The sequence below is a fragment of the Streptomyces sp. DG1A-41 genome (assembly GCF_037055355.1).
Taxonomy (GTDB): Bacteria; Actinomycetota; Actinomycetes; order Streptomycetales; family Streptomycetaceae; genus Streptomyces.
In genome coordinates this window covers 2,387,709-2,413,154 of the sequence record NZ_CP146350.1, presented here as the reverse complement: position 1 = coordinate 2,413,154, position 25,446 = coordinate 2,387,709, and the positions used below count along the sequence as shown (strand labels likewise).

25 protein-coding genes and 2 pseudogenes are annotated in these 25,446 nt (G+C 71.4%); 6 read left to right on the top strand and 21 right to left on the bottom strand.

All coding sequences use genetic code 11. The features are described 5' to 3' along the window. Positions 1-34: 34 nt before the first annotated feature. Together V8690_RS11305 and V8690_RS11300 are read left to right on the top strand one after the other, a co-directional pair. Positions 35-1,534, top strand: a pseudogene (locus V8690_RS11305) (SpoIIE family protein phosphatase); the annotation flags it as partial. A gap of 30 nt (positions 1,535-1,564) precedes the next feature. Continuing rightward, complete coding sequence (locus V8690_RS11300) at positions 1,565-1,921, top strand: 5-carboxymethyl-2-hydroxymuconate Delta-isomerase (protein WP_338777971.1); 357 nt, start codon at positions 1,565-1,567, stop codon at positions 1,919-1,921. 6 nt (positions 1,922-1,927) lie between these two features. Here the strand turns inward: V8690_RS11300 and V8690_RS11295 are convergent, their stop codons facing one another. From V8690_RS11295 to V8690_RS11285, 3 genes are all read right to left on the bottom strand, one after another. Next, positions 1,928-2,617 carry a TetR/AcrR family transcriptional regulator gene (locus tag V8690_RS11295; protein WP_338777969.1) on the bottom strand — a complete coding sequence of 230 codons (690 nt, stop codon included), beginning with the start codon at positions 2,615-2,617 and terminating at the stop codon, positions 1,928-1,930. Between the two features lie 93 nt (positions 2,618-2,710). Next, on the bottom strand, positions 2,711-4,633 hold the full coding sequence (locus tag V8690_RS11290) for a hypothetical protein (RefSeq protein WP_338777967.1): 1,923 nt from the start codon (positions 4,631-4,633) through the stop codon (positions 2,711-2,713). Positions 4,634-4,680: 47 nt separating this feature from the next. After that, complete coding sequence (locus V8690_RS11285; protein WP_338777965.1) at positions 4,681-5,208, bottom strand: tetratricopeptide repeat protein; 528 nt, start codon at positions 5,206-5,208, stop codon at positions 4,681-4,683. A gap of 164 nt (positions 5,209-5,372) precedes the next feature. Here V8690_RS11285 and V8690_RS11280 point away from each other — a divergent pair, with 164 nt between their 5' ends. Further along, positions 5,373-5,825 carry a hypothetical protein gene (locus tag V8690_RS11280; protein WP_338777963.1) on the top strand — a complete coding sequence of 151 codons (453 nt, stop codon included), beginning with the start codon at positions 5,373-5,375 and terminating at the stop codon, positions 5,823-5,825. 70 nt (positions 5,826-5,895) lie between these two features. Here the strand turns inward: V8690_RS11280 and V8690_RS11275 are convergent, their stop codons facing one another. The 7 genes from V8690_RS11275 to V8690_RS11245 all read right to left on the bottom strand — a co-directional run bounded on the left by V8690_RS11275 (position 5,896) and on the right by V8690_RS11245 (position 13,269). Beyond that, on the bottom strand, positions 5,896-7,452 hold the full coding sequence (locus V8690_RS11275) for a DUF1996 domain-containing protein (RefSeq protein ID WP_338777962.1): 1,557 nt from the start codon (positions 7,450-7,452) through the stop codon (positions 5,896-5,898). A gap of 203 nt (positions 7,453-7,655) precedes the next feature. Continuing rightward, positions 7,656-8,309, bottom strand: coding sequence for a response regulator transcription factor (locus tag V8690_RS11270; RefSeq protein ID WP_338777961.1), 654 nt, complete (start codon positions 8,307-8,309; stop codon positions 7,656-7,658). After that, positions 8,300-9,562: a sensor histidine kinase gene (locus V8690_RS11265; RefSeq protein WP_338777959.1), complete on the bottom strand. Its 1,263-nt coding sequence runs from the start codon at positions 9,560-9,562 to the stop codon at positions 8,300-8,302. The genes V8690_RS11270 and V8690_RS11265 overlap by 10 nt, the downstream gene beginning before the upstream one ends. A gap of 52 nt (positions 9,563-9,614) precedes the next feature. After that, positions 9,615-10,640 (bottom strand): NAD-dependent epimerase/dehydratase family protein, encoded by a 1,026-nt coding sequence (locus V8690_RS11260; RefSeq protein ID WP_338777958.1) that lies wholly within the window; start codon positions 10,638-10,640, stop codon positions 9,615-9,617. Positions 10,641-10,723: 83 nt separating this feature from the next. Next, on the bottom strand, positions 10,724-11,287 hold the full coding sequence (locus V8690_RS11255) for a winged helix-turn-helix domain-containing protein (RefSeq protein ID WP_338777956.1): 564 nt from the start codon (positions 11,285-11,287) through the stop codon (positions 10,724-10,726). Between the two features lie 370 nt (positions 11,288-11,657). Continuing rightward, positions 11,658-12,689 (bottom strand): glutamine synthetase, encoded by a 1,032-nt coding sequence (glnII, locus tag V8690_RS11250; RefSeq protein ID WP_338777954.1) that lies wholly within the window; start codon positions 12,687-12,689, stop codon positions 11,658-11,660. A 220-nt stretch (positions 12,690-12,909) separates the two neighbouring features. After that, positions 12,910-13,269: an arsenate reductase family protein gene (locus V8690_RS11245; RefSeq protein ID WP_338777952.1), complete on the bottom strand. Its 360-nt coding sequence runs from the start codon at positions 13,267-13,269 to the stop codon at positions 12,910-12,912. A 229-nt stretch (positions 13,270-13,498) separates the two neighbouring features. Between V8690_RS11245 and V8690_RS11240 the strand changes: the two genes are divergently transcribed. Next, a complete protein-coding gene (locus V8690_RS11240; protein ID WP_059413684.1) occupies positions 13,499-13,813 on the top strand; it encodes a hypothetical protein in 315 nt (104 codons plus the stop codon). A 60-nt stretch (positions 13,814-13,873) separates the two neighbouring features. On the opposite strand, the gene V8690_RS11235 is transcribed toward V8690_RS11240, so the two are convergent. Then, a complete protein-coding gene (locus tag V8690_RS11235) occupies positions 13,874-14,929 on the bottom strand; it encodes an aldo/keto reductase (RefSeq protein WP_338777946.1) in 1,056 nt (351 codons plus the stop codon). 95 nt (positions 14,930-15,024) lie between these two features. Between V8690_RS11235 and V8690_RS11230 the strand changes: the two genes are divergently transcribed. Continuing rightward, complete coding sequence (locus tag V8690_RS11230; RefSeq protein ID WP_338777945.1) at positions 15,025-15,636, top strand: TetR/AcrR family transcriptional regulator; 612 nt, start codon at positions 15,025-15,027, stop codon at positions 15,634-15,636. Positions 15,637-15,664: 28 nt separating this feature from the next. Here the strand turns inward: V8690_RS11230 and V8690_RS11225 are convergent, their stop codons facing one another. The 7 genes and pseudogenes from V8690_RS11225 to glnA all read right to left on the bottom strand — a co-directional run bounded on the left by V8690_RS11225 (position 15,665) and on the right by glnA (position 22,461). Then, positions 15,665-16,846: a winged helix DNA-binding domain-containing protein gene (locus V8690_RS11225; RefSeq protein WP_338777943.1), complete on the bottom strand. Its 1,182-nt coding sequence runs from the start codon at positions 16,844-16,846 to the stop codon at positions 15,665-15,667. Positions 16,847-16,951: 105 nt separating this feature from the next. Beyond that, positions 16,952-18,608 (bottom strand): annotated as a pseudogene (locus V8690_RS11220) (alpha/beta fold hydrolase). A gap of 45 nt (positions 18,609-18,653) precedes the next feature. Further along, the gene (locus V8690_RS11215; protein WP_338777942.1) at positions 18,654-19,238 is read right to left on the bottom strand and encodes a hypothetical protein; all 585 of its coding nucleotides are present in this window, start codon (positions 19,236-19,238) and stop codon (positions 18,654-18,656) included. A 3-nt stretch (positions 19,239-19,241) separates the two neighbouring features. Beyond that, positions 19,242-20,156: a zinc metalloprotease HtpX gene (htpX, locus tag V8690_RS11210; protein WP_338777939.1), complete on the bottom strand. Its 915-nt coding sequence runs from the start codon at positions 20,154-20,156 to the stop codon at positions 19,242-19,244. 98 nt (positions 20,157-20,254) lie between these two features. Next, on the bottom strand, positions 20,255-20,626 hold the full coding sequence (locus tag V8690_RS11205; protein WP_338777938.1) for a signal peptidase I: 372 nt from the start codon (positions 20,624-20,626) through the stop codon (positions 20,255-20,257). Positions 20,627-20,668: 42 nt separating this feature from the next. Further along, positions 20,669-20,941: a hypothetical protein gene (locus tag V8690_RS11200; RefSeq protein ID WP_338777936.1), complete on the bottom strand. Its 273-nt coding sequence runs from the start codon at positions 20,939-20,941 to the stop codon at positions 20,669-20,671. 110 nt (positions 20,942-21,051) lie between these two features. Next, positions 21,052-22,461: a type I glutamate--ammonia ligase gene (gene glnA / locus V8690_RS11195; RefSeq protein ID WP_274815758.1), complete on the bottom strand. Its 1,410-nt coding sequence runs from the start codon at positions 22,459-22,461 to the stop codon at positions 21,052-21,054. A 210-nt stretch (positions 22,462-22,671) separates the two neighbouring features. On the opposite strand from glnA, the gene V8690_RS11190 reads away from it, so the two are divergent. Beyond that, positions 22,672-23,139 carry an RDD family protein gene (locus tag V8690_RS11190; RefSeq protein WP_010037124.1) on the top strand — a complete coding sequence of 156 codons (468 nt, stop codon included), beginning with the start codon at positions 22,672-22,674 and terminating at the stop codon, positions 23,137-23,139. A 76-nt stretch (positions 23,140-23,215) separates the two neighbouring features. Here the strand turns inward: V8690_RS11190 and V8690_RS11185 are convergent, their stop codons facing one another. From V8690_RS11185 to lipA, 3 genes are all read right to left on the bottom strand, one after another. Further along, positions 23,216-23,920: a DUF4191 domain-containing protein gene (locus tag V8690_RS11185; RefSeq protein ID WP_338777929.1), complete on the bottom strand. Its 705-nt coding sequence runs from the start codon at positions 23,918-23,920 to the stop codon at positions 23,216-23,218. Positions 23,921-23,997: 77 nt separating this feature from the next. After that, complete coding sequence (locus tag V8690_RS11180) at positions 23,998-24,213, bottom strand: hypothetical protein (RefSeq protein ID WP_338777927.1); 216 nt, start codon at positions 24,211-24,213, stop codon at positions 23,998-24,000. Positions 24,214-24,476: 263 nt separating this feature from the next. Next, a complete protein-coding gene (lipA, locus tag V8690_RS11175) occupies positions 24,477-25,442 on the bottom strand; it encodes a lipoyl synthase (RefSeq protein ID WP_338777926.1) in 966 nt (321 codons plus the stop codon). Positions 25,443-25,446 lie beyond the last annotated feature (4 nt).

Below are 25,446 nucleotides of genomic sequence, written 5' to 3'. Positions count from 1 at the left end.
GGTGCCGGGGGTCTGCTGCGTGCCGTCGCCGGCCGTGCCGGTCGCCAGCGGCGGCGAGGCGCTCGTCGAACTCGACGTCCGGCTGCGGGACGGCACCCTGCCCGACGTGGCCCTCGTCGACGTGGGCCTGCCGGACATGAGCGGCTTCGAACTGTGCCGCCGGGTCCGGGCCAGGCCGCCCATGGCCGCGCTGCCCGTCGTGCACTTCTCCGCCGCCGCGACCGCGCCCGGCGACCGGTGCCGGGGACCGGACGCGGGCGGCGACGCCTATCTGACCGTGCCCGCCGAGCCGCAGGAGATCCAGGCCGTCCTACGGGCCGCCGTGCGCGGGGCGCGCCGCAGCACGGGCGCCGAGACCGCCGTCCACCGTCCGACGCTGCTGTCCGAGGCCATCGTCACCGTGCAGGCCGCGCGTTGCCCGCGGGAACTCGCCGCCGACGGCGCCGCACGCTCACCGCCTCGCCCGCCGTGGTGTCCGTGATCGGCCCGGACGGCGAGCCGTACCGGGGCACGGCCCGGTGCCGCCCCGCGCCGGCGGACAGCGGTGCCGACCAGGCGGCGGCACGGCTGGTCCCCCGGCTCGCGGAGGGCCGCACCGGCGTCAACAGCACCGTCGTCCCCGCGCTGCTGTGGCCGGCCATGGGATGTTCCGGACGGGCGTCGAAGAGGACGCCCGCCTGACCGTGGCGACCTCCCAGGACGGCCGGACGGCGGTCTGCCTCGCCACGCCCGTACGGCGCGCCGCGCGATCACCGACCCCGCGGCCGACGGGCTGCTCGCCCGCCTCGCCCAGGCCTGCGCGCCGGCCGCCGGGCCGCTGCTGATGCACCGGGTGGAGCGGCATGTCGCCCTCACCCTCCAGCACAGCTTCCTGCCCCGGCCGCACAGGCTGCCGCATCTGCCCGGCGTCGACATCGTCGTCCAACCATGTGCCCGCCTCCCGGCAGACCGAGATCGGCGGCGACTTCTACGCCGCCCTGCGCACCGGCGAGGGCGTGCTCACCGCCGTCGGGGACGTCGTCGGGCACTCGCTGGACGCGGCCACCGTCATGGCCGAGATCCGGCACGCGCTGCGCGCCTACTGCGTGACCGAGAGCGACCCGGTGGTCCTGGCCGAGCGGCTCGACCGGATGCTCCAGCGTGTACCACCCGACGTCACGGCCGCCGTGTGCCTGGCCCTGGCCGACCCCGGCAGCGGGTGGGTGCGAATCGCCAACGCCGGGCACATCTCGCCGCTGATCCTGCGCGACGGGGCGGCGCCGACTAGGCCCACGCGTGCGGTCCGCCGCTCGGGCTGGGCCTGGAACGGCCCGCGGCGACCGAGCGGCACCTGGCCCCCGCCGACCGCCTCCTGATGGTCACCGACGGCCTCATCGAGACCCGCGGCACTCCCCTCGACACCTTGCTGGAACAGCTCCGCACGGCCGCCGCCGACGCCCCGTCCGGCCTCGGCCCCCTCTGCGACGTGCTGCTCGGCTGCTTCGGCCGGGACCGGGAGGACGACATCGCCATGCTCGCCCTGCGGTTAGGGTGAGCCCGTTGGCCGCCCAGAACAGGAGTTCTCATGCCGCAGATCACCGTCGACTATTCCGCCGACCTCGCGGACGACTTCGACCGGCCCGGGTTCGCGAAGGCGCTGCACGAGGCGACGGTCGAGATCGCGGCCGCCAAGCCGCCGGCGTGCAAGACCCGGTTCCGCCGGACCGAGGACATCGTGGTCGGGCCCGAGACCGAGGGGCACGCCCATGTGCACGTCCACATCGCGCTGCTCCCCGGCCGTACCGAGGAGACCAAGGCCAAGCTCACCGAGGCCACCCTGGAGTTGCTGCGCACCCACCTGAAGGCCGCCGAGGGGCGCGTGCTGCACGCCTCCGCCGAGGTGCGTGAACTCGACGCGTCCTACCGGAAGTCCGAGAGCTGAGCGGACTCAGGTCGCCAGCGCCAGCAGGCGGCCGGCCAGCTGTGCGAACGGGCCGTCGGCCGGCTCGTCCCGGGCGATGCGGCGCATCAGGGCGGCCATCTCCGCGTCCTGGGCGGCGCTGACGGCGGTGAGCGCGGCGAAGTCGTGGACGAGCTGGACCTCCAGCTCGGCCCGCGGGATGCGCCGGCCGTCCAGCCAGATCAGCGCCGTCGACTCGGCGAGCGAGATCCAGGAACGCACGACCAGTTCCAGACGCGCGGGCGGATCGGCCACGCCCAGGTGCGAAAGAATCTGGACATACGCGGCCTGCCGTACGGAGTCGATGAGCGCGTTGGTCGTCGAGGAGCCGACCGCCGGTCCGCCCCGCATGAGGGCGGAGAAACCGGGGCCGTGCTCGTCCACGAAGTCGAAGAAGCGCCGCATCACACGCAGCAGCCGCGCGCCCAGCGGCCCGTCGTGGGGCTCCGCGAAACGGGCCGCGAGATCGTCCGAGGCCCGCTTCAACGCGGCCTCGTACAGGCTGAGTTTGCCGGGGAAGTAGTGGTAGACCAACGGGCGTGAAATGCCCGCGGCCGACGCTATCTCGTCGATCGAGACCTCGTCGGGCGAGCGGCGGCTGAACAGTTCGAGGGCGACGCCGATCAACTGCTGCCGCCGCTCCTCCACTCCCATTCTGCGGCGAACCCCGGTAGTCATGCGAACACCTTACCGATCGATTCCGGCCTCGAACGGATCGGATCGGTCGGGAACGGTCGCCCGGGTGCGCCGGGCGGACGCCTCAGCCGCCGCTCAGCGCAGCCCGCCGATCGAACGCCCGTCCCGCAGCGTGCCCTTCAGCTCGGCCCGGGCTCCCTGCTCGGCCGGCACGGTCAGCAAACTGGTCTGCGACACCCCACCAACCCCGCCCGTCGCCCGGATCGACGCGGTCTCCCGGCTGCCGGCGGCCAGCAGGTACCAGTCGCCCGCCTCCGACTTCCACAGGACTCCGGCCAGCACATACGGGTCGCGCGCCCCGCACGCCGGGACGTTCTCGGCCTTCGCCGCCACCGCCCCGTACGTCCCGCCCGGCGTGTGGAACTGGGCCAGCACCCGCGCCCCGCCGCCCCGCCAGGTCTCGGCCCGGGTGCACACCCACGCGGCCGAACCGCTCGCGTCCGGCAGCGGCTGCTCGTTGAACGCCCAGGCGTTGACGCTCCGCACACCCGCGGAGCGCACCGTGGCCAGCGAGCAGGCGAACGGCTCCCAGGTGCGCAGCGCCTCGGCGCCGGACGCTTCGCCCGGGGACCCGGGCCGTCCGGCGGTGAGCCGGGCCGGGACCAGTTCGCCGAGGTCGGACAGCAGCCGCGTCCGCGTGCCGTCGGCCAGTTGCAGCACGTTCCACGACGTGCACGCGCCGGACCGCAGGACCGGGCTGGCCAGCGGCCCGGTCACACCGTCGGTGAGGGTTAGGTCCATCGCGCCGGAGCCCGGCTTCATCAGGTCCCGCTCGCCGGCCTTCCTCACCCAAGGGGCGGTCAGATAGCGGACGTTGCCGTCGGCCCGGCCCAGGACCACCGCGCCCGCCTCGGCCCGGCCCGCGCCGTCGACCCGGGCGAAGTCGAGGGCGGCGCCCTGCGTGCCCTCCTTCGGCTCGGCGTACCGGGCGATGCGCAGACCGTCGTAGAGGATCACCACGCGCGCGGCGTCGACGGTCCCCGCGTACAGCAGCTGGGGCGGTCCGGCCGGGCCGCCGGACGGGGTGCCGGGCGTCGCGGACACCCGGACCGTCTCGCCCGGGCGGGCCCAGACGGCCAGGGCGCGGCGCAGCAGGGCCGAGTCGCCGGTGAGATCGCCGCGGGCCGGCCACACCGAGAAGTCGGTGCGCGCCGAGCCGCGCCACGCGGTGGGGGAGACCCTGGTCAGCTTCGCCGGGTCCAGGGCGGCCTGGGCGGCCGGGTTCCGCGCGTAGGGCGGCGCGGCGGCGCCGTCGGGGCCCCAGCCCTCGCCGGGCAGACCCAGCAGAGCCCCGCACACCAGCAGGGCCGCCCCGGCGGCCAGCGCGGCCTTCAAGTGCTGGCGGCGCCGCATCAGGTCGGTGGGGCGGGCCTGAAGCGAGCAGGGGTCGAACTCGGGGGAGTCGAGCAGCCCGTACTGCGCGGGGATCCCGTCGGCCTCCAGCAGCGCGCCGGCCGCGTCGGCGACCCCCGCGGCCGCCAGCACCTTGCGTACGCCGTCGTCCGTCAGCCGCTCCAGGCCGCGCAGCGCGTACGCGGCCCGGGCCGGACCGGACAGGGCGGACAGCCGCTGGTCCAGGGCGAGTTCGTCGGCGCCGCCGGCCCGTGGGAACAGCTTCAGGCCCCACACCTGCGGCAGCACCGGCGGCAGCTGGGAGCGCTTCGGCCATGCCTTGCGCTTCAGCGGCAGCCCCGCCTCCAGCGCCGTACGCAGCACCTGGAGACGGACCAGGGCGTAGCCCGGGTCGCCGTCACGGCCGGTCGACTGGGCGGGGATCACCGGCGCCGGTGTGCGGTTGCGGGGGAGTGCGCGCTGAGCGAGGGCGTGTGCGGTGAGGACGCGCCTGCTGCGGCCCAGGCCCGGCGGCAGCACCAGATAGGCGAGTCGCGCGAGCCGCGGATAGTGCTCGACGAGTGCGGCCTCGGCCTGCTCGACATCGACGACCGGGCCGGCGGGGAAAGGGGGCGCGGGGCGCTGGGCGACATCCTGTGACTGCACGTTCAGCAGAACGAGCGAATCGTTGGATGGTCACCTGACCACGGGTGTCACGCCCCCGGCGACTCCCCGGGCTCCACGAGCAGCCGGGCGTAGTTCGCCATCGACCGCTGGTAGCGCGGCAGATGCGGGGCCAGAGCACCGAGGGCCAGCGACAACGCCTCGCGATCGCGGCCCAGGCTGGACAGGCACAGCGCGAGACAGGCGCGCACCGCGTCGTCCAGTTCGTCGGACGGGGCGTCCAGCTCGGGCGTCAGCAGCGCGACGCCCTCCTCGGCCCGGCCGATGTTCCGCAGCGAGCTGGCCAGCTGGATCTTGGTCCGGCGGGCCTTGTAGGGGCTGACATCGGCGAGGCCGAGCTCAAGCGCCTCCCGGTACAGCGGAACCGCCTTGTCCGAATGGCCCGTGGAGTCCCAGGCGCAGGCCTGCTCGAACGGCCCGAGCGGGCTGCCCTCCGGCAGCTCGGCGACGAGGGCGTCGACCTCGGCGCGGAAGCGAGCCTCGTCCTCTTCCTCTTCGGCGTAGTCGTCGAACAGGCCCCACAGGGCGGCCACGCGATCTTCCCAGTCCTGGTTCACCGGGGCACACTCGCACGGACGTGCCTACGGGGACACCCGAATTTGAGCGCTGCGCCCGTCACAGCCGTATCGAAGGCGAGAGAGCCTTGGCCGGGGCTCCGTGCGGCATGCGTCCGGACCGTGCCGTGACGAGGACCGTGCCGTGACAAGGACCGGAGGAACAGATGAGGGTGACCCGACCGATGTTCGCGCTGAGCGGCGCGGTGGCGATACTGGCGCTGACCGGCTGCGGATCCGACGGCAAGGGCGAGGCGGCCGTGCCGGAGACGGTGACCGGCAGCCTGGAGCACATCGCTGCCGAGGCCAGGTGCAAGCCGAACATGCAGACCGACGCCGACACCATCCGCCAGGCCCTGTGCAAGAAGGGCAAGGAGAAATACGTCCTCGCGACCTTCTCCACCGACCGCGGGCAGCGCGAGTGGATCAACACGGCCAAGGACTACGGCGGTTTCTACCTGGTCGGGCGCAAGTGGGTGGCCGTCGGCCACGAGAATGTGCTGCGGACGCTGCGCGGCACGCTGGGCGGCACCGTGGAGGTGGGGCTCAACCACGCAAGTCATTCCCCCGGCGGCGGCAAGAGCGACGAGCCGGCGCACTCCGGTCACCACGACAACTGACCGCGTCGCTTCGGGGGACACGCGAAAGCCGGCGGTGGGAGATCCCACCGCCGGCTTTTCTAGCGGTCCGTCACTCGCAGTCCTCGCCGCTGTTGATGCACTGCACCACCTGGTTCATCAGGTTCTCGTCCATGACGTTGATGAAGTCGTTGTGGTCGGTGATCGGCTTGTGCAGCTGCTCCGGGAAGCCGTCCACGGCGTACGGGTTCTGCACCTGACCGTTCTCGATGGTCGGGGCCGGCACGTCGTACACCAGGCGGACCTGGAGCTGAGGAATGGCCTGGAAGCCGTTCGGGCAGCTGCCGTCCTGCTGGACGAAGGCGACGTGGTCGCGGTGGTTGGCGCTGTCGATGTTCTGCCCGTCCCAGCAGCTCTGGAAGTTGGACGTCCGCACCACCTGGCTGCCCTCGGGACAGATCACGTACTTGTCCGTCACCTGCCGGTCCTCGAAGCCGGTGCAGCTGAACGAGGTGTTGGCGTTGGCGAGGCCGTTGGTGAAGGCCTTGGCGTCACCGGTGATGATGCGCAGGAACTTCGGCATCGCGACGACGTCGCTCTTCTTGTTGCCGACGAACTTCATGTCGGCCTGGCTGGCCTTCAGGATCTTGCCGACGTTGCCCTCGGCGCCACCGCCCAGGTCACCCGCGTCGAACTCCTGGGTGCCGTCCTGGAGGCGCAGCACCGGCCAGTAGTACGTGGACTTGTCGCCCTGGTTCTGGCACGAGGTTTCGGCGTTGGCCAGGTCCTCGTCGCTGGAGAAGGCGTCGTTGTCCTGGTTGCCGACGTAGTCGTGCGTGTGGTGCGCGCCGTTGTCGACACCCGGGGCGACGATCAGGTTGTCACTGTTGAACAGGTTGTTCTCGTTGACACCGCACTTCGCGGTGAAGGAGCCGGTGGAACCGGAGTCACCGTTGGCGGCCAGACCGTTCTGCAGGTCTCGGGAGCCCGGCTGGACCTGGTTGATGTCGACGAAGTCGGCGGCCACCGGGCCCGCGGCCCCGTTGCCGTTGTCGCCGACCTGGCCGCCGCCCTGGTCCTGGCCGTTGTCCTGGCCCTGGTCCTGACCGTTGTCCTGGCCCTGGCCCTGGTCCTGGCCCTGGTCCTGACCACCGTTGTTCTGGTCGCCGCCCTGCCCGTTGCCGTCGTTGACCTCCGGCTGGTCGGCGGCCATGCCCTGGCACTCGGCGAGCTGGTCGAGCCCCTGCGGAGCCTGGCCGCCCACGCGCCGGATGTTGATCCCGATCCGGTCGATGGCGGCAACCCGCTTCGACTTCAGCGGGCCGAGGATCGCGTTGTTGACGAAGCCGGAGTCACCGGCCTGCGCCTGGCGCGTGGAGGCGAGACGGGCGTATGCCTCGGTGATCTGCTTGTCGAGGTTCGCCAGCTCCTTGTCCACCCCCTGGCGAGCACCGTCCGGCACATCACTCAGCTTCTGTCCGACGTCCGGACACTGGATCGTGGCGATCTGTGCGCCCGCGGCCTTCGTCTGGTTCGCCGAGTTCTCCTCATGCGCCGAGGCATAGAAGTTTGCCCAGATCAGCCCGCCCCCACCGAGCGCTAGGGCCGCCGATGCGGCTACGGCCTTGGTGGCCAGCGGCGTCCGGCGTTTTCTTGTGTTGCGTCCCATGGAACTCCTCTGACTTCCTTTTTCGGGGGCATCGAGGCGCCCGACAGGAGTGAAGCGGCGCCCTTCCATACGGAGGCCGTCCCAGGGGTGTTCAGATGTCTCGGAAATCGATGCGAGATTCGTGAGGGAGCTGTGTTCTCAACGGCCCCTCGCACACCGGGAGTTGTTGATCCCCGACGGTGTGTGAATAAGCAAGTCCGTTTTCACCGGCCGTGGTCGAGATACGCGAGAACGGCCAGCACGCGCCGGTTGTCGTCGTCCGAGACCTCAAGGCCCAGTTTGGCGAAGATGTTCGCGGTGTGCTTGGCGATCGCCCGTTCCGTGACGACGAGCCTGGCCGCGATCGCCGTGTTGGAACGCCCCTGCGCCATCTGCTCCAGCACCTCCAGCTCCCTGGGGGTGAGGCGGCCCAGAGGCCGGTCGTCGGCTGCCCGCCGGGTCAGCAGCTGCTGGATGACCTGCGGATCCATCGCCGTACCACCGGCGGCGACCCGTCGTACGGCGTCCACGAACTGCTCGGCGTCGAACACCCGGTCCTTCAGCAGGTACCCGACGCCGCCGGTGCCGTCGGCGAGCAGCTCACGCGCGTACAGCTGCTCCACGTGCTGGGAGAGCACCAGCACCGGCAGCCCGGGCCGCTTCCTGCGGGCCTCCAGCGCGCACTGAAGCCCCTCGTCGGTGTGTGTGGGCGGCAGGCGTACGTCGACCACGGCGACGTCCGGTGCCAGCTCGGCCAGCGCGGCGGCCAGTTCGGGACCTGACTCGACGGCCGCCGCGATCTCGAAGTCGTGCGCCCGGAGCAGCCGGACGAGTCCGTCGCGCAGCAGGAAGAGGTCTTCGGCCAGGACTACGCGCAAGGGATCTCCATGGTGACCATGGTGGGACCGCCCGCGGGGCTGCTGACGGCCAGGACGCCGTCGAATGTACCCAGTCGCCGCTCCACCCCCGCCAGCCCGGAACCGGCCCCGATCACCGCACCTCCCTTGCCGTTGTCGGTGACGGTCGCCCGCAGATGGCCGTCCGTGTGGTGCAGATCGACCCAGATCCGGTCGGCGCCGGAGTGCTTCACGGCGTTGGTGAGCACCTCGCTCACGGCGAAGTACGCGGCCGACTCCACGGGCGCCTCCGCTCGCCCGGGCAGGTCCACGGTCACCTCGGTGGCCACCGGCAGCCGCAGCGCCAGCGCCCGTACGGCGTCGCCCAGTCCGCGCTCGGCCAGGACCGGCGGATGGATGCCGCGCACCAGCTCGCGCAGTTCGGACAGCGCCTCGACCGAGGACCTGCGGGCCTGCGCGATCAGCTCCTTGGCCTTGGCCGGGTCCTTGTCGAGGAGCGCCTCGATGGTGCCCAGGTCCATGCCGACCGCGACCAGCCGGGCCTGGGCTCCGTCGTGCAGGTCCCGTTCGATGCGCCGCAGTTCGGCGGCGGAGGTGTCGACCGCGTCCCGCCGCGTCTCGGTCAGGACCCGTACGCGCTCGGCCAGTTCACGCTGGCCGGAGCCCAGGACAGCCCGGGTGAGCCGGAAGTGGGCGTCCAGCAGGCGCGGGGTGAGGAAGTGGGCGAAGAAGAGCAGGACGAGGGCCAGGACTCCGGCGCCGAGCGCGGACCTCTGGTCGTGGACCCGCACGAACCCGTACCAGTAACCGCCGTCCCCGTCGAGGAGCCGCCACAGCCAGGCCGCGATCGCGATGCCCTCCAGCGGATAGAAGAGCAGCACCGCCGGCAGCAGCGCGGTGACGAACCCCGCCGTCATGTCGACCGGCAGCCACCTCAGGTCCCGCCAGGTCGCCGGGTCGCGCAGCATCCCGAAGGTGCGCGTCCACGGGTTGCCCCTCGGCAGCGGCCGGTACGCCGGAGGTATCCGCACCCCGCCCCACTCCGCCGCGAGCACGCGCCGCCAGTTCGCGAACGCCCGCACCCCCTGCAGTACGTACGGCGTCGTGACGAGCCCGACCCCGGTCGGGATGAGCGCCATGGACACCAGGGACAAGGTGAGGCACAGCACCGCCCCGGGCAGACTCACGAGGGCCAGCGTCAGCCCCCGCACCGCGGCGAGCCCGATGCCCCGCCCCTTCGTACGCCCGTTGCCGCTCTTCGTGTCCATGGTCATGGCGTCAGTCTCGCCGAGCGGGGGTGCGGGGTCACTGGGCCGGAACACCCGGTCACGGGGTGGTGTTACGTACACCCCCGGCGGCCGCGAGCACCTTGGCCTCCACCTCCGGGTCGAGGCCCGGGCGCGGCCGGTCCGGGCGCTGGGGCGCAGCGCCGCCGACGTCCTGGAGCCACCGCCAGGTGCCGGCCACGGTCTCCTCGACGGGCCGGCAGCTCAGCCCCGCCGCGAGCGCCCGGGAGACGTCCGCGCCGTGCAGGGCGTCGTGCAGGTCGCTGCCCGGCGGCACCCACACCGGCAGCTCGGTCCACGGCGCGATGCCGGCCTCGAGGATCACCTCGGGCTCGGTCCACCGCAGTTCGGCACCGCCGCCGGTGACACGGGCGCACGTGTCCAGCAACTCGCCCATCGTGGTGTGCCCCTGAGGGCTCATCAGGTTGTACGGCCCGCTCAGCTCCCGCTCGGCCGCGAGCAGGATCCACTCGGCGAGGTCACGGACGTCCACGTACTGGAGGGGCAGCTCGCGCGGGCCCGGGGCCAGTACCGGGCCGCCGCGCGCCATCCGGCCCAGCCACCAGGGCAGCCGGCCGATGTTCTCGTACGGGCCGAGGAGCAACCCGGCCCGCACGAGCACCGACCGGTCCTCGCCGAAGGCGTCCAGGACGGCCAGTTCGCCGCCGCGCTTGTCCCGCGGGTAGTCGGTCTCGTCCGCGTCGTCCGACGCTCCCTCCACCAGGGGCGCGTCCTCGCCGTATCCCGCGGGCGGGGCCCACGCGTACACCGAGCAGCTCGACACGTACACGTACCGGCGGGCGCGGCCCCGCAGCAGCCGCGCCGCGTCCCGCACCGCGCAGGGCGCCGCCGACCAGGTGTCGACGACGACGTCCCACTCGCCCGGGTCCCCGGCGAGGGCGGTCAGACCGTCGGGCGCGGTGCGGTCGCCGAGCAGCGACCGCACGCCCGGCGGTGCCTCGTGCCGCCCCCGGTGGAAGACGGTCACCTCCCAGCCCCGCCCCAGGGCCGCCTCCACGACGGCCCGGCCCGCGAACTCCGTACCGCCCAGCACCAGAAGTCTCATGCCGTCGACTCTGCCCGCCGGGGCGGCAGGACGGAACGGGGATCTGCCGTCAGCAGACGGACGGGCGCTGGCGGCTCAGTGCCTCACCGGGGCACCGGGGGCACGTACTTGTAGCCGACCCGGCGCACCGTGCGGATCGTGTCGCGGTGCTCGGCGCCCAGCTTGCGGCGCAGGCGGGCGATGTGGACGTCGACCGTACGGCCGTCGCCCACGTGCCCGTAGCCCCACACCGTGCCGACCAGCTGGTCGCGGGTGTGCACCCGGCCCGGGTGCGCCACCAGGTGGGCCAGCAGCTCGAACTCCAGGTACGTGAGGTCGAGGGGCCGCCCGGCCACCTCGGCGGTGCGCCGCACGGTGTCGACGCGGATCAGCGGCTCGGAACCGGACTCGCCACCGTCCGCCTCCGGCCGCTCCGGCACCGCCGCCGGGAACGGCGGCGGCTGGTCGGCCGGGACGAGCACCAGGTAGCCGATCATCGGCGGCTGCCCCGGCAGCGTGGGCAGGGTGTGCTGTGGCGCCGGCAGCCAGGTGGCACCCGGAGGCAGCAGATCCGCGACACTCACCACCTCGTCCCGGTCGACGGCACGCAGTCGATGCCTGGGGGCGTTGAAGGAGGCGGCGGGAGACAGGGAACGAGTGGTCGCCATGAGAGGTCAGCTCTTTCGCGCGAGGAGTTCGTCGGAGAGGTCGACGGCCGCGAGTTCGTGGTCGGGCTCGCCGAGGGACGTACGCGGATCGCGCTGGCCGAAGGCCGGGTGTACGGCTTTAGAGGGCCGGCGCGTTCGTCGCGCGGCAACACACCCGGTCGAAATCGTGGTCCTGACGGGACGGCCAGAAGGGCTCGAGGTCATGGCGACCCGTCGCGGTGTGCTTCTGGTGGCTGGCCATGGGGCCATTGAAGCAGACCGGGGCCAGGTGCCGGGACCCTCCTCTCACAGCTTGGACATCCGCCCACTGACAACGCGAGGGGCGCCCACCATGACTGGTGGGCGCCCCTCGGGAGCCGTGTGGCGTCGGTCAGACCTGGCCGGCCTTCTCCAGCGCCGAGCAGCAGGTGTCGACGAGCAGGCGGGTCACCACGTACGGGTCGACGTTGGCGTTCGGACGGCGGTCCTCGATGTAGCCCTTGCCGTCCTTCTCGACCTGCCACGGGATACGGACCGAGGCACCGCGGTTGGAGACGCCGTAGGAGTACTCGTTCCACGGGGCGGTCTCGTGCAGACCGGTCAGGCGGTCGTCGATGCCGGCGCCGTAGTTCTTGACGTGGTCGAGCGGCTTGGAGCCCTCGCCCAGCGACTCGGCCGCGGTGATGATCGCGTCGTAGCCCTCGCGCATCGCCTTGGTGGAGAAGTTGGTGTGCGCGCCGGCGCCGTTCCAGTCGCCCTTCACCGGCTTCGGGTCCAGCGTCGCGGCGATGTCGAAGTCCTCGGCGGTGCGGTAGAGCAGCCAGCGGGCCACCCACAGCTGGTCCGAGACCTCCAGCGGGGCGAGCGGGCCGACCTGGAACTCCCACTGGCCGGGCATGACCTCGGCGTTGATGCCGGAGATGCCCAGGCCCGCCTTCAGGCAGTTGTCCAGGTGGGCCTCGACGACGTCACGGCCGAAGATCTCGTCGGCGCCGACACCGCAGTAGTAGCCGCCCTGCGGGGCCGGGAAGCCGCCCTTGGGGAAGCCGAGCGGGTAGCCGTCCTTGAAGAAGGTGTACTCCTGCTCGATGCCGAAGATCGGCTCCTGGGCCGCGAACTTCTCGGCGACCTCGACCAGCGCGGCACGGGTGTTGCTGGCGTGCGGCGTGAGGTCGATGTTCAGGACCTCGCACAGCACCAGGATGTCGTCGCCGCCGCGGATCGGGTCCGGGCAGGTGAAGACCGGCTTGAGGACGCAGTCCGAGGCGTGGCCCTCGGCCTGGTTGGTGGAGGACCCGTCGAAGCCCCAGATCGGCAGCGCGTCGAGACCGGCGGGGGAGCCCGCGATGATCTTGGTCTTGGAACGCAGCTTGGCCGTCGGCTCGGTGCCGTCGATCCAGATGTACTCAGCCTTGAAGGTCACGGGCCACATCCTTCGGGGGTGTGTCTGGGCGCATATCGCGGGTGCTTGCGGCGCTGCGGCACTGGGGCGCCGCGTCAATGCCCGGCAGCCTGTCAACAGGCGATTTCCCGGCCATTGCTCGAATGTGAACCCCGTGTTACCTGGTGTCGCTGTGCCGTACCTCACGGTGTGAGGGACCGTGTACGAGGAAGCGGCGTTACTCAGCGGTTACAGGAGATCTCTAACGGGAGAGGGCGTCCCGTACGGCCTCGTCGGTGCGCGCGACCACCGCCGTGCCGTCGTCCGCGGTGATGATCGGCCGCTGGATGAGCTTGGGATGCTCGGCGAGGGCCTTGATCCACCGGTCCCGCGAACTCGCGTCCCTGGCCCACTCCTTGACGCCGAGTTCCTTGGCGGCGGCCTCCTGGGTGCGGGTGATGTCCCAGGGCTCCAGTCCGAGCCGGTCCAGCACGCCCCGGATCTCGTCCTCGCCCGGCACGTCCTCCAGGTAGCGGCGGACGGTGTAGTCGGCGCCCTCGGTGTCGAGCAGCTGCACGGCACTGCGGCACTTCGAGCAGGCCGGGTTGATCCAGATCTCCATGAGGCCACGGTACGCGCCGTCGCCGCTGTTCGAATTTCTGCCAACTCACCCACCCCTCGTGGACCTGCCGTGACGTCGCGCCAATTTCCATTCCCACCTGGACTTTTGCCGGACTCTGCGGACTGCCTGATGTCAGTGCCGGGCGGTAAACTGTAAGCAGTGTTCGAGGGTGGCGCCGGGATCGCCGAGGATCCCGGTGTGCCGCCCTCACCGCGACAGGAGGATGCCTGTGCCCGCTGCCGCACTCAAGCCGAAGCCGCTGCCCACCCAGTCCACCGCGAAGCGCCCCGTCCTGCTCGACCTGCCGTACGTACCCGTGGAGAAGCGGCCACTGCCGCCGGGCCGGCCGCGCGAGTGGTACGTCTCGCACAACCGTCGCCTCAAGGCGATGCGCCTCGCCATCGCCCTGCTCGACTCCGGCGTCTACATGCCGAACCAGGCCCGCAACGAGACGATCCGCGACACGGCGGAACTGATCGGCGTCCACCCGCCGTCGGACACGACGTGCCACATGGTGAGGGCGCTCATGCGGTACTCGCGCTGACCCGGTCCGACCTGATCCCGAGCGCCGGGTGCCCTGTTCCGCGGGGTGTCCGGCGCTTCGTCATGCCGCCCGGCCCGGTGCCGCGAACACCGGCGGGTTCAGGCGGGCGAAGCCCTCCTGCCGCTCATAGGGGAAGTAGGGGTACGGCGCAGGGCGGTGGCTCGCTGCGTCGAGCTTCGCCACCTGCTCGGGGGAGAGGGTCCAGCCGAGTGCGCCGAGGTTCTGGCGCAACTGCTGCTCGTCGCGGGCGCCGATGAGCACGGAGGACACCGTCGGCCGCTGTAGCAGCCAGTTGAGGGCGATCTGCGGCACCGCCTTGCCCGTCTCCTCGGCGATCTCGTCCAGTGCGTCGATCACGCCGTAGAGGTGCTCGTCGGTGACGGGCGGCCCGTAGTCGGCGGTGCGGTGCAGTCGGCTGCCGGACGGGAGCGGTGTGCCGCGACGGATCTTGCCGGTGAGGCGGCCCCAGCCCAGAGGGCTCCAGACGATGGCGCCGAGGCATTGGTCGAGGGCGAGCGGCATCAGCTCCCACTCGTAGTCGCGGCCGATGAGGGAGTAGTACACCTGGTGGGCCACATAGCGCGGGTGGCCATGCCGCTCCGCTGCCGCGAGGGACTTCATCACCTGCCAGCCGGAGAAGTTGGAGACGCCGGTGTAACGCACCTTGCCCGCTCGCACGAGCGAGTCGAGCGTCTCCAGCACCTCCTCCACCGGTGTCCCGGCGTCGAAGGCGTGGAGCTGGAAGAGGTCGAGGTGGTCCGTGCCCAGCCTGCGCAGGGCGTCCTCGCAGGCACGGATCAGCCGGGAGCGGGAGGAGCCCGCGTCGCCCGGTCCGTCGCCCATCGGCAGACTCGTCTTGGTGGAGACGATCACCTGGTCCCGGCGGCCCTTGATCGCCTCCCCGAGCGTCTCCTCGGACGCGCCGGCGGAGTAGATGTCGGCGGTGTCGAACATCGTGATGCCCGCGTCCAGGCAGATGTCCACCAGGCGCCGCGCCTCCCGCGCGTCGGTGCTGCCCCACGCGCCGAACAGCGGGCCCCGGCCGCCGAAGGTTCCCGCTCCGAAGCTCAGCGCCGGAACCATGAGTCCCGACGCGCCCAGTCGCCTGTATTCCATCTCGGTCCCCTCCCGGGCCTGTTAATGGGTCTGTGGTTTCGTTAATTGCCATTAAAGTAACAGAGGGAAGGTCTTGATGGAACGGGAGTGCCGTTATGGCTGATGGGGGCGAGCCGGGGACCGTGCGGCCCGGGGGGCGCACGGCACGGGTCCGTGAGGCGGTGCTGCGCGCGGCCGAGGACGCCCTGACCGAGCGGGGCTTCACCGGCCTGGACCTGGCGGACATCGCTCGCCGTGCCGGTGTCGGCAAAACGACCGTCTACCGCCGCTGGGGGACGGTGACCGGGCTGGTGGCGGACCTCCTGGCGGACATGGCCGAGCAGTCGGCGCCGCGCACCGAGACCGGTTCACTGCTCGGCGACCTGACGGCGAACGCCCGGCTGGTGCAGCGGACTTTGGCGGACCCTCGACAGGGGCCGCTGTTCAAGGCGCTGATCGCCGCCGCCACCGGCGACACGAAGACGGCGGCGGCGCTGCACCGCTTCTACGACATCCGCGTCAGGGAGTGGGCCCCCTGCGTCCGGCAGGCCGTCGACCGTGGCGAGGTACCCGAGGGCACCGACACGCACGAAGTGGTCCGTGCCGTCTCCGCCCCGCTCTACTACCACCTGCTGGTCAGCGGCAGCCGCCTCGACGAGACGATGGCCGACCGGGCGGCGGAGGCGGCGGCGACTGCGGCGCGAGCGGGGGTGTACGTACGAGTCTGACGCCGCGGAGCCCCGACGCCCCTCCTGGCTACGCCAGCTCCTTCTCCAGCGGCGTACGAAAACGTGGTGTGATCCTGGTCGTCCCCACCCACCCGCTCAGCCGCTCCGCTTCCCTCTCGATCGCCGCGAGTGCCTCCCGGCCCACCCCCTCCTCGTCGAGGATCCGCCAGACGATCTCACCGTCGGGCCGCTGGGCCCACCCGCCGACCACGTGTCCGTTCCACCACACCGTCGGCCCGACGTTCCCGCTGCGGTCGAACAGCCGGGGCCGCAGCTCCGACGCGAGAAACCAGTCGCGCTGCTGCCACCCCATCGCCGTCGGGTCGAGGGCGGGCAGCAGCGCGGCCCAGGGCTCGCCGGGCGTGGCCACCTCGTCGACGTCGCCGTGGGTCACGTATCCCGTGCCCTCGTCCAGCGACACCGGCTGCGCTCCGGTCGCGGACAACGCCCGGCGGACCTCTGTCACCCGCCACCCCGTCCACCACTTCAGATCGGCCTCGGTCGCCGGACCGCACGCGGCGAGCCACCGTCTCAGCAGCTCCGCCTGCGCCTGCGCCGGGTCCAGTCCGGGGTGCTCGGGCGCCACGGCCCAGCGGAACTGGCTGGACGTCCAGGAGCCGAGCGGGCGGCCGCGTACGACCTTCCCCTCGACGCCCAGCACTCTCAGCAGCCGGGTCGAGACCGTGTGCAGGCCCTCGTAGCTCTTGCCGGCCGCGTACACGAACTGCTCCCGCAGCCGCGGCTCGTCCTGGGTGAGTTCGGCCGCCGTGGCCTGCCCACGCCGGGCGAGTGCCGCCAGCGCCGACTCCTCGACCTCCTTCAGCCAGGCCGCGTCCGGCGCCCCGGCCGCCGCCATGTCCTTGAGCAGCGCGGCCCGCTCCCGGGCGGCGACCGCCAGGCCGGTCGAGGCGTGCACGACGGCGGTCAGGGTCGTGGGGAACACGAAGACCGTGTGCCGCATGCCGTGCATCCGCACCAGGGAACGGTCGTCGTACAGCGCGCGCCCGGTCTCCGCCACCGTCTTCGCGGGGTCCGCGAGCCGCGCGCCCACGGCCAGATACACCGTCGCCGGGTCCGTGCCGTGCAGGGCGACGAGCGAACCCGCGACCTCCTCGGGAGTTCCCGCCCGCGCCCGCCCGGCCAGCCGCTGCCGCAGCGCGAGCCGGGTCCGCCGTTCCGCCACCCCGATGTACCGCTGCGCCCCGCCCATACCGGCCTCCGTTCGTCACGTCCTCCGACCCGACTGCATCATCGCGAACGCCACTGACAATCGGCCGTCATCCCCCGGGCGGTCGTCCGCACCGGCCAGCGCCTCTCAGCCGTACCGCTCCAGCAAACCCGTCACATACGCCTCCAGCCGCCCGCCCAGCACCTCCGGCGTCAGATCGGTCCGGCCCAGCTCCCGCCACGGGCCCGCCAGCTTCGCCGCGTCGGGGGCGTAGGCCAGGGCGTCGAGCAGCCGCCAGTACAGGTGGTCCGGGCCGTCGGCGAGCCGGTGGCCGCCCTGCGCCTCGTAGCGCTCCCGGAATCCGAGGCCGTACGCCGGACCGTGCAGCAGCGCCAGGGCCGTCGAGCAGTGGGCGACGTCCAGGTCGGCGGGGCCCCACGAGGTCTCCACCCAGTCGACGACACCGCTGATCCGCAGGCCGGGTCCCGAGCCGGTGAACAGCACGTTCCCCGGATGGAAGTCGCGGTGCAGGAAACAGCCCTCGTACGGCGGCGGGTCGCGGCGGATCACGTCCACTGCTCGCCCCCACATCGCACCCTCGGGCGCGAGCACCCGCTCGGGGGACGTCCACGCCTGGTACAGCCGAGGGCGCTCCTCGGGAACGACCTGGTGGATCCGGGCGAGTTGGGCCGCCAGCAGGTCCACCCGCAGGTCCAGGTCGTCCTCCTCGTCCACCCGGACACGGCCCGGCAGCACGGACATCAGCAGGGACGGGTGGTCGCAGTGCTCGGCGGTCGCGTCCACGCCGGTCAGTTCGGGGGCCTGGCACGCCCTCCTGCTCGGCCAGGTGTGTGAGAATCTCCGCCTCGCGGGCCAGCAGCCCGGGCGCGTGCCGCCGGAAGAAGGGCTTCACGAAGGTCCGCAGCGCCAGCTCGGTGCCGTCGTCGAGGGTGAGCCGCCGCATCTGGGCGCTCCAACCACCGCTCATGAAAGCCGACTTGTCGACCATACGGCCTTCCGGCAGCTGCTTGGCCACCCACGCGCGCGTGGCCGTCCAGCCCTGCTCGCCCAGCCCGGTCAGTACGTCCGTGACGAACCCCCGCCGGTCGGCCGGGTGGTCACGGAACCACCGGCCCAGCCGGTGCTCCGCATCGGGCAGTTCCCAGTGCGTGAACTGGGCGCGGCGGGCCAGCGCCGCCGAGACGGCCTCCGTCACGGCGGGCGGGATGACCTCGTCCGTGCCCGGCACCGCGAGCACCGCCCGCCCCTCGTACCCCCGCAGGACGTCGAGCGCGGGCGACGCCCGCCAGCTTCCGGGCCGCCGGATGATCTCGCTGAACCGCCCGTCCCCCGCACCGAACGGCACGTCCCACGCCTCCGCCGCGTACACCGCCGGAGAACACAGCCCCAGTGCCGCCACCCGGTCCCCGTAGTGCCGGACGAGATCGGCCACCGTCTGGCCGCTCATGCTGAAGCCGACCAGGACCAGCGGGCCGTCCACGCGCGCGTGCGCGTCGATGACGGACACGGCCTGCTCGAAGCGGCGCCGCAGGCTCAGCTCGCGCAGCAGGCCGGTGCTCTCCCCGTGCCCGGAGAAGTCGAAGGCGAGGGCGTGGCAGCCGTGCGCGGCGAACTCCGACAGCAACGGCATCAGCCGCTCCTTGCTGCCGTTGCCCGCGCCGTGCAGCAGTACGGCGGTCGCCCTGGCCGGCTCACCCGGGCCGGTGCCGCCGGACAGCCCGCTGAGTCGTTCACCGTCGACGGTATGTGTGAAGGGGATCAGCTCACTCATACGGCCATTCATTCACGCGGCCGGGCCGCGTGAGGCGCGATCACACACAGCGGGCGATCACAGACCCGGCGCTCCCCACAAGGGGAACCAGCGGCCCAGGTCCTGCTCGATCGGCAGGTCGCCGGCGAGCGCCGCCCGCACCTGGAGTTCCAGCGCGTTGTCCCGTCGCTGCGTCTCTCCCGGCACGGGCGCGAAGGGGTAGAAGGTGCCGCGCTTGTAGAGGTAGACCAGCGCAAGCCGCCTGCCCGACCGGTCCCGGAAGCCGGCCAGGGAGCACAGGAGTTGGGGGCCGAACCCGTTGACCTCCATCTGGCTGTTCACGGCGTGCAGGTCCGTGACGAGTGGTGCCAGCTGGTCGGGGGCGCGGTGCGAGAGCAGCCAGGAGTAGCCGTAGTCGTCCTGCCGCAGTTCCACCGGCGGGCCGTCGCGGTCGCTGTCGGCGTCCAGCAGCGCCCGCACCTCGCGGTGGGTCTGCTCGAAGGCCGCGCCCTCGACCGTGGCGAAGCACACCGCGCCCTGCCCGGTCGGGGTGAAGCCCGCCGCGGCCTCCAGCGTCACGGCTGCCGACGGCAGCGCGAAGAGCCGGTCGAGATCCGGTGCGACCGGCTTCGTGCGGCCGAGCAGAATGTCCAGCAGCCCCATGCCTCACACCCCTCCGGGCGCCGCCTCGCCCAGTTCGGCGGAGATCCGGCCCAGCTGGTCGAGCCGCTGCTCCAGGCTCGGGTGCGTCGAGAAGAGCCGCGCGACACCGGGCTCGCGGCCCAGCGCCGGCGTGAAGTAGAAGGCGTTGAAGGCCTGGGCCGTGCGCAAATCCTTCGTCGGGATGCGGGCGATGTCCCCCGACACCTTGGTCAGGGCGGAGGCCAGCGCCGAGGGCCGGCCGGTGAGCAGCGCGGCCGCGCGGTCCGCGGCCAGCTCCCGGTACCGGGACAGGGACCGGATCAGCAGGAAGCTCAGCGCGTACACGGCCGCCGACACGCCCATCACCGCGGCGAAGATCACCGCCGTGTTCTGGTCCCTGCGGCCCCCGCCGAACAGCTGCGAGTAGAAGGCGAACCGTACGATCAGCCCCGCGAGCACACCGAGGAACGAGGCGACCGTGATCACCGCGACGTCCTTGTGCGCCACGTGCGACAGCTCGTGCGCGAGTACGCCTTCCAGCTCGGCCGGCTCCAGGCGCCTGAGCAGCCCGGTCGTCACACAGACCACGGCATGGTCGGGGTTGCGCCCTGTCGCGAACGCGTTCGGCATGTCCATTTCGGACACGGCCACCACCGGCTTGGGCATGTCCGCGATCGCGCACAGCCGGTCCACCACACCGTGCAGCTCGGGATACTCCTCGCGCTCCACGACCCGCCCGCGCATCGCGAACAGCGCGACCCGGTCCGAGAACCAGTACTGGGCCCCCAGCACCGCCGCCGCGACCACCACGACCAGCACCCACGACTTCAGCAGCACGATCAACGCCGCGACGAACCCCACGTACACCAGCCCGAGCAGGAAGAGCGTGATCCCCATACGGGTGGTCAACCGGCGGTCGCGCCGGAAACGGCTGTGCATCTGCATCACCCCGCAGTCAGGCACTCGTCCCACTGCCAGTGTGCACCCGGCCACGCCCATGAACGGGTCCTGATCAGCCCCAGGGCCTGGCAAAGGCGTCAGTCGCCCCCGGCCACCGCGTACCCGGGCACGGACGGCCACCGAACCGTCAGCACCACCGACTCCTCCTCGGCGAACCAGGAGTGATCGACCCCGCGCCCCCACACGACGTAGTCCCCCTGTCGCTCCAGCAAAGCACTGCGACCGGGAAGCTCAACCCGGAACCGCCCGCTGATGAGAACCAGCAGCGCGGTCCGCTCCTCGCCCCGCACCCACCGCGACCGCTCGTCGCCGGCCGGATGGACACCCCATTTGATCTCGACGGCCTCGCTGTGACGCGGATCGCCGACGTCCTTGAAGTGCCCGAGGAGCCACCCCCGGTCCAGCGCCGCGTCCTCGCCCGCGTTGCCCACGTACACACCGTCATCCACGGGGCCGGACGCTAGCAGCTGCCTTGATCGGCCCCGCACGCTCTAGTACGGCGCCCGGAAGTTGATGTACCCGAGCAGCAGGATCACCGCGGCCACGGAGCCGAGCACCACGACCGTCGATATCCACGACGAACGGGACCGACGGCCGGACGCCCTGTGGTCGGGCTCGGGCCGGAAGGGCACGGGCCCGGGCGGATCGTGCTTCCAGCGCGCGGCGAGCATACGGGCCCGCGCCGAGGGCTCCTTGTGCTCGGCGCTGTCCGCCCATCTGAGATCGAACTCGCGCTCCTGGCCGTCCTGTTCCTGCTCGGGCATTCCCTCTCCACCCCCGTGTGGGTCCTGCTAGCAGAATAGAACATACGACCGCGCCCTCGCTGTCCGTACGGACAGCGAGGGCGCGGTCATGATGCCTCGATCAGCGTCGATCACACGTCGAAGTACAGCTCGAACTCGTGCGGGTGCGGACGCAGCTGAAGCGGCGCGATCTCGTTCGTGCGCTTGTAGTCGATCCACGTCTCGATCAGGTCCGGCGTGAACACGTCGCCCTGGAGGAGGAACTCGTGGTCGGCCTCGAGGGAGTCGAGGACGGCCGGGAGCGAGGTCGGGACCTGCGGGACGCCCGCGTGCTCCTCGGGAGCCAGCTCGTAGAGGTCCTTGTCGATCGGCTCGGCCGGCTCGATCTTGTTCTTGATGCCGTCCAGGCCCGCGAGCAGCAGCGCCGAGAACGCCAGGTACGGGTTGCCGGAGGAGTCGGGCGCGCGGAACTCGACGCGCTTGGCCTTCGGGTTCGAGCCCGTGATCGGGATACGCATGGCCGCGGAGCGGTTGCGCTGCGAGTAGACCAGGTTCACCGGGGCCTCGAAGCCGGGGACCAGGCGGTGGTACGAGTTCACCGTCGGGTTGGTGAAGGCCAGCAGCGACGGGGCGTGCTTGAGGATGCCGCCGATGTAGTAGCGGGCGGTGTCCGACAGGCCCGCGTAACCGGCCTCGTCGTAGAACAGCGGGGAGCCGCCCTGCCACAGGGACTGGTGGACGTGCATGCCCGAGCCGTTGTCACCGAAGATCGGCTTCGGCATGAAGGTCGCCGTCTTGCCGTTCTGCCACGCCACGTTCTTCACGATGTACTTGAAGAGCTGGAGGTCGTCGGCGGCGGCGAGCAGCGTGTTGAACTTGTAGTTGATCTCGGCCTGGCCGGCCGTGCCCACCTCGTGGTGCTGGCGCTCGACCTGGAGACCGGCCCGGTTCAGCTCCAGGGAGATCTGGGCGCGCAGGTCGGCGAAGTGGTCGACCGGCGGGACCGGGAAGTAGCCGCCCTTGTAGCGGACCTTGTAACCACGGTTGTCCTCGAGGGCACCGGTGTTCCAGGCGCCGGCCTCGGAGTCGATGTGGTAGAAGGACTCGTTCGCGCTGGTCGCGAAGCGGACGGAGTCGAAGACGTAGAACTCGGCCTCGGGACCAAAGTACGCCGTGTCGGCGATACCGGTGGAGGCGAGGTAGGCCTCGGCCTTCTTCGCCACGTTGCGCGGGTCACGGGAGTACTGCTCGCCCGTGATCGGGTCGTGGATGAAGAAGTTGATGTTCAGCGTCTTGTCACGGCGGAACGGGTCGACACGGGCGGTCGACAGGTCCGCGCGCAGCGCCATGTCGGACTCGTGAATGGCCTGGAAGCCGCGGATGGACGAGCCGTCGAAGGCCAGCTCCTCGTCCGCGTCGAACGCCTCAGCAGGCACCGTGAAGTGCTGCATCACGCCCGGGAGGTCGCAGAAGCGGACGTCGATGAACTTGACGTCCTCGTCCGCGATGAACTTCTTGGCCTCGTCGGCGTTCTGGAACATCCAGCTCCTCCTACTCCCGACCGTCCCGCCGGGGTGGTAGTTCGTTCGTGCGGCCAGTGCGGGTGGCACACGCTGACCTCGACCCTAGGGACGGGTGGTTTCTCGGGCGTGACTCATTTGTTTCGCACAAGTTAACCGGCTCACCTTCCACCGTAGCCCCGACGCACCCCGCCGTGCCCTGGTCGTTCAGGGGCGCAGTACCGTGGACGGGTGGACAACAGGCAAGCACTCGGATCGTGGCTTTCCGGGCCCCGCGCGGCCGCGGAAGAGGCCGGTGTCGACTTCGGATACCGGGGTGAGCAGCTCGGTCTTCCCGAGGAGGGACCCGGCTCGATCGCCCGTCCGGGGCGGCGGCTCGGCGCCCTCGCCGTGGACTGGGGCCTGAGCCTCCTGATCGCATACGGTCTCATCACCCAGAGCTACAACGAAGCGGCCCAGATCTGGGCGCCGCTCATCATGTTCGCGCTGATGGTCCTCACGGTCGGTACGGTCGGCTTCACGCCGGGCAAGCGGCTCCTCGGCCTGCGGGTGCTCGCCCTGGACACCGGCCGCGTCAGCCCGTGGCGCGCGGTGCTGCGCACGGTCCTGCTCTTCCTCGCGATCCCCGCCCTGATCTGGGACCGCGACGGCCGGGGCCTGCACGACCGGCTGGCGGGCACGGTCGAGGTCCGCATCTGACACGGACGAACGGACATGAAGGAAGGGGCGCCCGGATTGATCCGGGCGCCCCTTCCTTCACGTGGTGCGCGGGTTGTCAGCGGGCCTTCGGCCCACCGCCCTTCGGCATCCGCATGCCCTTCGGCATCGGCCCCTTCGGCAGCGGCATGTTGCTCATCAGGTCGCCCAGGGCACGCAGCCGGTCGTTGGTGGCGGTGACCTGCGGGCCGGTCAGCACGCGCGGCAGCTTCAGCATGGTCGTGCGGAGCTTCTTCAGCTCGACCTGGCCCTCGCCCGTACCCACGACCAGGTCGTGCACCGGGACGTCCGCGACGATGCGGTTCATCTTCCTCTTCTCGGCGGCGAGCAGGGGCTTCACCCGGTTCGGGTTGCCCTCGGCGACCAGCACGATGCCGGCCTTGCCGACCGCGCGGTGCACCACGTCCTGGTTGCGGTTCATCGCCACCGCGGGGGTCGTCGTCCATCCCCGGCCGATGTTGTCGAGCACCGCCGCCGCGGCACCGGGCTGGCCCTCCATCTGCCCGAAGGCGGCCCGCTCGGCCCGGCGCCCGAACACGATCGCCGACGCGAGGAAGGCGAGCAGGAGGCCCAGGATGCCGGCATAGATGGGGTGACCGATCAAGAAACCGATCGCGAGGAAGACACCGAAGGTGACGATTCCGACTGCCGCGAGTACAAGACCGATCTTCTTGTCGGCCCTGCGGGTCATCTTGTAGGTCAGGGCGATCTGCTTCAGTCGCCCGGGGTTCGCAGCGTCCGCTGCGGTTTCCTTCCTCGCCATGCCACGCAGTCTACGTGGCCCCACAAGCGCCTACGACGGCAGTGTCCGCGGGAGCGCTCGCGGGGAGGGAGCGGGCCTCAGGGGTGGACGGAGAGGGACCGGGAGACGGACTGCTCGAGGACGCGCTGCGCCTCGACCCGGTCCTTGGCGCGACGGCGGTCCTCCAGCACGGAGGTCCAGGCGTTGCGGCGGGCGGTGCGCTGACCGCTGCTCAGCAGCAGCGACTCGACGGCACGCAGGGCGGTGGTGAAGGACGGAATCGCGGTGGCGCGAACGGGCGGCGCGGCCTGCATGGGTGAGGTCCCCCCTCGGGAGCGGGTGTACGTGCTGTGAGTTCAGCGTCACTGATTGGTGTTACCAGGGCGTGACCGACCGGTCAAACACCCATGAAGCCCTGGTTGGGAACCGTCGAACGCCCGACGCGGCCCTGACATGCGCCCTCATCTGCGAGGACGGTCAGGACCGCGTCATATCGGTCGCTACCGATGGGTAGCCTCTTGTGCGCGAATTCACACGCTTGCCTCGCCCTTGGCTGGGCAGGGGCGGTGACGATCCGTCAGACGGCCTGGGCGGCGACGTACGCGTCGCGCTTCTCGACGGCCATCCGGTAGAGCCGCCCGGCACGGTACGAGGACCGCACCAGCGGGCCCGACATCACACCGGAGAAGCCGATCTGCTCGGCCTCCTCCTTCAGCTCCACGAACTCCTGCGGCTTGACCCAGCGCTCCACCGGGTGGTGGCGCACGGACGGCCGTAGGTACTGCGTGATGGTGACCAGCTCGCAGCCCGCGTCGTGCAGCTGCCTCAGCGCGTCGCTGACCTCCTCGCGGGTCTCGCCCATGCCGAGGATGAGGTTCGACTTGGTGACGAGGCCGTAATCGCGGGCCTCGGTGATGACCTTCAGGGAGCGCTCGTAGCGGAAGCCGGGGCGGATCCGCTTGAAGATCCGCGGGACCGTCTCGACGTTGTGCGCGAAGACCTCGGGGCGGGAGGAGAAGACCTCCTCCAGCTGCTCCGGGACGGCGTTGAAGTCGGGCGCGAGCAGCTCGACCTTCGTCCGGCCGGCCTCGCGGCTCGCCGTCTGCTGGTGGATCTGGCGGACCGTCTCCGCGTACAGCCAGGCGCCGCCGTCCTCCAGGTCGTCGCGGGCGACGCCGGTGATCGTGGCGTAGTTCAGGTCCATGGTGACCACGGACTCACCCACGCGGCGCGGCTCGTCGCGGTCGAGTGCCTCGGGCTTGCCGGTGTCGATCTGGCAGAAGTCGCAGCGCCGGGTGCACTGGTCGCCGCCGATGAGGAAGGTGGCCTCGCGGTCCTCCCAGCACTCGTAGATGTTGGGGCAGCCGGCTTCCTGACAGACCGTGTGCAGGCCCTCGCTCTTCACGAGGTTCTGCATCTTGGTGTACTCGGGACCCATTTTCGCCCGGGTCTTGATCCACTCGGGCTTGCGCTCGATGGGGGTCTGGCTGTTGCGGACCTCCAGGCGCAGCATCTTGCGTCCGTCGGGTGCGACTGCGGACACGACC